General features: G+C 65.2%; 4 protein-coding genes and 2 pseudogenes. 3 read left to right on the plus strand and 3 right to left on the minus strand.

The annotated features are described in order from the left end of the window. Positions 1-49: 49 nt before the first annotated feature. Both ABZS40_RS36235 and ABZS40_RS36240 read right to left on the minus strand, forming a co-directional pair. A pseudogene (locus ABZS40_RS36235) lies at positions 50-343 on the minus strand (hypothetical protein); the annotation flags it as partial. A 6-nt stretch (positions 344-349) separates the two neighbouring features. Next, positions 350-556 (minus strand): annotated as a pseudogene (locus ABZS40_RS36240) (transposase); the annotation flags it as partial. Positions 557-1,450: 894 nt separating this feature from the next. Here ABZS40_RS36240 and ABZS40_RS36245 point away from each other — a divergent pair. From ABZS40_RS36245 to ABZS40_RS36255, 3 genes are all read left to right on the plus strand, one after another. Continuing rightward, the gene (locus ABZS40_RS36245) at positions 1,451-2,803 is read left to right on the plus strand and encodes an IS66 family transposase (protein WP_354949217.1); all 1,353 of its coding nucleotides are present in this window, start codon (positions 1,451-1,453) and stop codon (positions 2,801-2,803) included. A gap of 111 nt (positions 2,804-2,914) precedes the next feature. Further along, positions 2,915-3,547 carry a hypothetical protein gene (locus ABZS40_RS36250; protein ID WP_354949219.1) on the plus strand — a complete coding sequence of 211 codons (633 nt, stop codon included), beginning with the start codon at positions 2,915-2,917 and terminating at the stop codon, positions 3,545-3,547. Between the two features lie 4 nt (positions 3,548-3,551). Further along, complete coding sequence (locus ABZS40_RS36255; RefSeq protein ID WP_354949221.1) at positions 3,552-4,046, plus strand: hypothetical protein; 495 nt, start codon at positions 3,552-3,554, stop codon at positions 4,044-4,046. 358 nt (positions 4,047-4,404) lie between these two features. On the opposite strand, the gene ABZS40_RS36260 is transcribed toward ABZS40_RS36255, so the two are convergent. Then, a partial coding sequence (locus ABZS40_RS36260) for a Fic family protein (RefSeq protein WP_354949223.1) occupies positions 4,405-5,061 on the minus strand: 657 nt, incomplete at its 5' end.

A 5,061-nucleotide genomic window follows, 5' to 3' on the forward strand; every position in this document is an offset into this window, starting at 1 on the left:
AAACGCATGGTCAACCGCCACGTCCTCACCGAAGACGAGCCCGGAATATTCACCCTCGCCCTGAAACGGACCTAATCCTCCGAACCGCCCTCTGACGGCCCTCAGTGTCGGCGGGAGGCAGTCGTGCGCAAGCCTGCTCCGCGGCTCGTTGAAGGCGTTCGGTGGCATCGCGGGACAGACCGCGTTCGACCGCGGTCCATGAAACCCACGCGCGGGCGACGTCCGGAAGGATCCCGCTCACGTCCGGATCGCCGATGGCGTCCGGGGCCAGGTCCGGCAGGCCAACGACGGCCACGACCTGACGCGGGCCGACACGCAGTGGATGGCAGGCCGCCCGGTCGGTGAAGTGGGCGTACACGGTCCGCCACGGCGGAAAGTCGGCCGGCAGGTACCGCCACGCACAGCCGGTGCGCATCACGTACAAGATGGCGTCGGTGACGGCCAGGCGGGCGTGCTCCTCCGGTCTGCTCATCCACTGTGGAGACGGCAGCATCGGCTCGATGATCTCCCACTCGGCGTCGGTCAGGTCAGACGGGTACCGCCGTATACGATCTATACTCGCCTACCGACCGAGCCACGCCCATCGATCGGACTCACTGTGCGACACACCCGACCAACCCACAACCCAAACGCGCACTCAGTGCCCCGCTGGATGATCAACGAGGCACTGAGATGCTTCATACCCTGCTAAAGAAGGTGCACCCTAGAAAGGGGGATCAAGGAACGCTCCCCAAGTATGATTCCCGCTAGCCGCAATCCAGTATCCGTAAGAGATTAGCGGCTCGCCATTGAGGGTTACATCCTGCGTATAGTACCCTCCGTTGCGCCCCTTCAGGCATGTCCGCCAGGTGTGATTGCGGGCTACGGGGACACGCCAAACGCCTCTTAGTTCATGCCTACCATCCATGTATTGACCGTAGTCGTAAATGCCAGTGTCCAGCCAGATAACCCGAGTGATGCAGCTCGCTGGCATCGAATCGTTCGGGTAGTTTGTCAGGTACTGAGACCTGGTCAGATAGGCGTTGCTTGCGGCGGTGGACAGCAGTGAAGCCTCACTGCTGGCCGGACGGGGCGGTCCTGGTTTGTCCGCCGCACTTGCGGGGTTGCCGATTAAAGCGCTGGCGAGAGAAATTCCCACCAACACTGAAGCGAATTTTTTGAGCACGTGCGCGCCTTCCATTCGAATTGTTGCCGATCTTACTTATGAGAGCTAAGTTTTACATGAAAGGCCTTCGAAATTGTTTCAAAAGGGCTTCGTGACAATGAGGGGGGTCACGGCCTCTGGCATGACGCGGCCAGGGCCAGCACGATCGTGGCGATGGCGGTCGCCGGCGAAGCGCCGGAGCATCGCACCGCCGCCGAGCAGCCCGGCACCGCCGATACGTATTCAGCTTGAGGTGAGTCGGCGGCTGGTAGTCCACTCTGGTTGATCGGTTGGCATGATCGTGGTGTGTCGTCCGCCCCGCAGGTCCCGTCCTCGTATGAGGAGCTGTTGGCGTTGCTGGTTGAGCTGCGGGAACGGGTGGATCGGCTGGAAGCCGAGAACGTGGAACTGCGGCGTCGGTTGGGGTTGAACTCGTCGAACTCGTCTAAACCGCCGTCGTCTGATGGGCTGGCGAAGCCGCGCCCGCGGCCGGGCGAGAGCAAGAGCAGCGGTAGGCGGCGGGGTAAGCAGCCGGGTGCGCCGGGATGGACGCTGGAGCTGGTGGCCGACCCGGATCAGGTGGTGGGGCATCGGCCGCAGCGGTGCGTCAACCCGGCCTGTGGGGCAGGGCTGGCCAATGGCCGCGAGTACGGGCGGCAGCGCCGGCAGGTGGTGGAGCTTCCCGATCGCCGGCCGCAGGTCACCGAACACCGGCTCGTTGCGGTGCAGTGTGCCGGGTGTGGGCAGGTCAGCGAGCCGGCGGTGCCGGACGGGGTGTCCGGCCGGGTGCAGTACGGCACAGGCGTCAAGGCTGCCGCCGTGTATGCCCGGGCGGCGCAGTTCCTGCCCTATGGGCGGGCCGCCGCGCTGATGGGTGATCTGCTCGGGGTGCGGGTGTCGGTCGGGTTCGTGCACCAGGTGGTGGCTGAGGCGGCGCGCCGGCTGGGCCCGTTCACCTCACACCTGGCCGCGCTGCTGCGCACCGAGCAGGTGCTGCACGCCGATGAGACCCCGGCGCGGCTCGGCGGCGGGTTCAAGTACGTGCATGTGGCCTGCACGCCCGCGTTGACGTTGTTGCACGTCGGAGGTCGCAGCAAGGCCGACATCGACGCCGGTGGGGTGCTGCCCGGGTTCACCGGCACCCTGGTCCGCGACGGCTACGCCGCCTACCAGCACCTGACCGACGCCGAGCACGCCTGGTGCGGGGCGCACCTGATCCGCGACCTGCGCGGCGTTCACGAGACCGACCCGTCCGGTCAGGAATGGGCCGAGGTGATGGCCGGCACCCTGCTGTTGGCCAAGCAGATCACCGAGCAGGCCGTCGCTGCCGGCCGCGCCACGCTCACCGCCGAGGAGGTCAGCCACATCCGGGCCTGCTACGCCGGGGCGCTGGCCTACGGCCGTCAGCAGAATCCGCCCGACCGCGACGGCCGGCTGTCGCGAGCCGGCACGCTGGTCGAGCGCTTCCACCTGCACCGCGACATGATCCTGCGGTTCACCGTCGATCTGGCCGTGCCGTTCACGAACAACCAGGCAGAACGTGACCTACGCCCGGTCAAGCTCCAACAGAAGATCTCCGCGACCTGCGCACCCTGCAAGGACTGGCCGACTTCGCCACCCTGCGTTCTTACCTGTCCACCGCCGCCAAACACGACATGAACGCCCTCCACGTGCTCAAGCAACTGTTCACCACCGGGCCGTGGCTGCCTCAAACAGCTACCTCAAGCTGAATACGTACAGCGAGTCCTGCGTAAGATCACAAGCGCCATCATGACGGCCGAACAGCAAATCATCGCGGCCTTGATGGAGGCGAACGCGACCATCAAAGGTCTCCGCGCCGACCACGCCGCTCAGGTTCTGCCGTTGGCAGATGAACTCAACCGCATCAAACAGGAGCTGCATGCCGAGAAGCTAGACCCGGAGCGACCCCTCAAGCTGTCATCCGACCGCGCCGCGCTGCAAGACCAGCTCGCCACCATCACGCGCAAAGAACCCGCGGGCATAGCACTGCGTAGTGCGCGCCTCGGCTTGCTCGACGAGCTGACCAAGGCCCGCGCACGCGAGAGCCAAGTCCGCGCGGACTCTGCAGCCAGAATCACCGCCCGGCTAAGCGGCAGGGTCGAGGTGGCCATCCTCACCCAAGGCGACCGCCAGCGGTTTACCGAAGACCTACGCCAAGTGCTGCAAGGCAGCGGCGCCAGCGGTTCAGCGATCGAGGCGATTGCCATGACAGACGGAGTCGATGGCACCACGCTCGCGTCGCTGGTCGCTGGTCGCCGAGGGTCCAGTCAAACTGGCCCGGCAGTTCGATGTGACCGTCGCGCAGGCGAGCAAAATCTGGACCTGGCTGATCGACGAAAACGTGGACCGTATCAGCGAGCTGGAGATCCTCGCACCCCGTGATCGAGTGGACATCCGGCTGCACGTCGACGGCGAGGCCAAGACCCTTGACCGCCTGTCGGCTGGTCAGCGTGCTACCGCAATCCTGTTGCTCATCTTCGCGATCGACGGCCGATGCATGATCCTGGACCAGCCCGAAGACGACCTCGACAATCGGTTCATCTTTGACGATGTGGTCCAAATGATCCGTAGCCAGAAGGCGCTCTCCCTCGACGGAGGAAATCGGCAGATCATCGCCGCCACGCACAACCCGAACATTCCCGTGCTCGGTGACGCTGAACTCGTCGTCGTGCTCGACGCTGGCAACGACCAGGTACGGGTTCTTGCCCAAGGCTCGATCGATGCCGACGACATCCGCATACACATCCGGCAGGTACTTGAAGGTGGCGAAGAGGCGTTCCTCCGCCGGTACAAGAAGTACGGCGGCACCCGCCTAAGCCTGCCCTCGCCGCGTAGCCCACGGGCAACCCCGGCAGAGCAGCGGAGCATATTGGCGCCGTAGCACTTCACGCCGGCAGCGCGTCACGCGAGGGGGCACACGTGCAAGGCGGGTCCCGGGCGGCCCAGCTCGGGACCCGCCCAGGGTAGGGCTGATTTCAGCCGAGCGGGATAGCGCCGATAAGGCGTAGCCCGTGTTGGGTATCGGTTCGTGTCGATCCTCGGACACCAAATTTCATGGAAAAATCACGATAAATAGGACGGAATGATTGTTCATCTGTGCCTATTTAGGCCCCAATGCTGTGATTCTGGATTGCTCGCTGGCTGTGACCGGCCGCATGGGTCCAACTTGGTAGACAGGAAATGGCGTCCGCTCGTGGCGCGCTGACCGTCGGAGAGTGGCATTGCCGGGGCCTGCCACCTCACCGTCGGTACGGGTCGATGATTTCCTTGGGGCGCAGCGCGGGGGTGGCAAGGTCGCGCAGTGTCGGCGAGGTGAGGTAGAACCTGCCGCGGGTCTCGCCGTGCTGTTCGAGCATGTCCGCCCGGACGAGTGCGCGTAGGTCGCGGGTCGCTTGGTCGTCGGTGAGGTTCTCGTCGCGTTGATAGAGGGTGCGGCGTACTCGGCCGCCGGTGGCGGCGAGGTGCAGGGCGCTGACGACCCGCTCGGGCAGCCCGTTGCGGCGGACCCAGGTGTCGAGTAGTTCCCAGAGCTGCGCGGCTTGGTCGAGGCGTTGCCGGACCAGTTGGGCCTGTTGGTGGTGGGCGCTCAGGCAGAATCGGATCCATTGGCTGGTGTCGTTGTCAGGCTGCCAGGTCGGACCGCCCACCTCGCCGAGCGCGTCGTAGTAGGCGTAGGTGTTCCGGCCGACTCCGAGCCACTCCTCGATCGAGGAGAACTCCGGGGCGAGGACACCGTCGCGGGCGAGTACGAGGGTGTGGAGACAGCGCGACATTCGGCCGTTGCCGTCCCGCCAGGGGTGGATCTTGACCAGGTTCAGGTGGGCCATGGAGGCCCGCACGAGCAGCGGTGTCTCCGGTTCGCCGTCGACCAGCCAGTCGATCAGCTCGGAGATCAG

The organism is Micromonospora sp. NPDC005324 (genome assembly GCF_040607155.1).
GTDB classification, from domain to species: Bacteria; Actinomycetota; Actinomycetes; order Mycobacteriales; family Micromonosporaceae; genus Micromonospora; species Micromonospora trifolii.

Excerpts from the sequence above, each read along its gene's own strand:
- ABZS40_RS36250 (WP_354949219.1), top strand. The coding sequence starts at position 2,915 with ATGACGGCCGAACAGCAAATCATCGCGGCCTTGATGGAGGCGAACGCG.